1 protein-coding gene is annotated in these 2,229 nt (G+C 57.3%); it reads right to left on the bottom strand.

Features of this window, described 5'->3' with window-relative positions; genetic code table 11:
• On the bottom strand, positions 1 to 2,229 hold a 2,229-nt coding region (locus ELY33_RS17920), incomplete at both ends, for a beta strand repeat-containing protein (RefSeq protein ID WP_167470108.1).

Below are 2,229 nucleotides of genomic sequence, written 5' to 3'. Positions count from 1 at the left end.
CGTGCCATCAACATTGACAGAGGAACCGCCGTTGATCGTGGCATTGCCACTGACCGTGACGCTGTCTGCCAAAGTAATGGCATCCGTACCGTCGATCTGCAGATCGTTGGTGACGTCTAGCATGCCGTCTAAATCAGTGATACCCGCGACCATCAGCGTGACGTTGTTGCCACCGGTGTAAGAACCGGTGATGGCCAAGTCTTCACCGATGTTCAGGTCAGAGATGCCAGCGACATTGACCGTGCCGTTCAGCGCGGTGCTGCCTACGCTATCGAGATTCAGATTGCCACCGACCGTTAGCAATCCGCTGGCTGTCACATCAGCGCCGCCATCGACCGTGGTGTTGCCTGCCGTCGTAAAGATAATGTCACTTGCAACATCATTACCTAGCACAATCGCACCATCACCGATCAGCGTGAAGCTGCTCTCGGTATTGGCATCTTCATCCCCAACGCTAAACGTGCTGTTAATAGTGGTTGTGCCCGCCACCTCTATCGTGACACTACCACCGCCGGTGTAATCACCAGTGATGACTAGGGCACCACCCACCGTCAGGTCAGAGATGCCCGCGACGTCAACAGTGCCGCTTAACGTAGTATTGCCAACGCTGTCTAGATCCAGGTTGCCACCAGAAGTGACGATGCTGCCGCTCGGCTGCAAGTTGAGATGGCGACCAGCCGCCACGGTTATATTACCGCTAATGCTAGCAACCGATTTTCCATTTTCATCGCCGTCGTTCAGCGTTAAATCGGTGGCCGCGCTGAGCGTGATGTCGCCAGCTACGGTGGTGACGTCCGATTGCGTGCCTTCAACTATCGTAAGGTCCGCAGTATTACCAACTTCTTGAACCGTAGTGGTCACCTGGCCAATGGCCACACTGCCGGTGTCATGCAGGAAGATATTGCCCGCAGCGCTGTTGACCGACAGGGTTGTAACCGACGTTTCCAGCCGGTTGCCCGAACTCGCAATGCCAGCATCCGCGTCAATCAACAGACCCGCTGCAAACACATTAGCGCCAGTGACCGGCGTCTGGTTATCCAGTACGGCGCCACCGGAGATCAGCGCCACATTGCCACTGCCCGCATTGATAAGGCCGAGGTTGATGTTAGCGCCCGCTTCGAAACGCACGTGGCCACCGCCAGAGGTAACCATTGCGCCATCGGCCATAGCGAGATCTCCACCAGCCTTGGCATAAATGCTGGTGCTAGACGTACTGACGATTCCAGCGATACCGCGCATCTCGAGGTCACTCAAAGCGAGCAGGGTCACGTGGCCGTCATCACCTAACACCTGACCTTGCAGAGTCAAGCTGCCATCACGAGCATTAAGTAGGATGTGGCCGGTACCAATCGCATAGATCGCCCGTGAATTGCTGGTAGTTGCTCCTTGATTAACGCGAATATCGTCTGCTTCTATCACCACCGATCCGTCATTGATCGTGTTGACGTCTTCCTGAAGATTGTCAGTGGTACCGGACACTGAAGCATCAGCAGCCACAGTGTTGACGGTGATCGCATCCACCGCATCAATGACCAGTGCATCGGTTTCATTGATAAACACGCCGTTGGCGCGCGACGAGGCACTCAGCGTATTTATCTGGGTGTCGATGGCGTTGACGTCGGTACCGTCGCTGCCGATGCCCAGCGTAGCATTCAGGCGCAGCTGATCAGCGATGATATCCGTGTGGGTGTCGCCGCCATCCAGAATAGAGCCGGCCACCAGGCTGATATTGCCGGTGCCCGCGTCAAGGCCACCCAGCGTGATCACGTTGTCTGCATTGGCCACGCCGGCTGGCTTGGCCATGTAGCGGATATTGCCATTATTGGTGATGGTCTGTGCGCCGTCATCCATGGTGATGACGCCGACCGCCCGCAGGTCGATGGTCTTGCCATCAGTTTGTGTTTCGATGGTGGCGTTCTGGGCAATACCCTGCCCGGCGTCCAGGCTGATATGTCCGCCCGAGCTGGTGACAGTGGCCCCGAGGATGATGTCACTGGTGGCACCACCGGCTTTCAGCAGCAGGTTGCCCGCAGCTGTCACTGAACCGCCCGCGGCCAGCGTCTCAATGTTGCCTGCGGTGGTCTGCAGAACCAGCTGGCCGTCGGAGGCCAGATCACTCTGCGCCGCATCCGTCTGGCTGCTTTCGGTGACTGTGCCATCCGTCAGCACACGGTTGGTGGTGATCGCCGCGACTTCACCGATCGTGATGGCATCGGCTTCGGTCACGTA

Origin of the sequence: Vreelandella andesensis (assembly GCF_003989795.1) — a bacterium.
Classification (GTDB): Bacteria; Pseudomonadota; Gammaproteobacteria; order Pseudomonadales; family Halomonadaceae; genus Vreelandella; species Vreelandella andesensis.
This window is presented reverse-complemented; position numbering and strand designations above follow the sequence as displayed.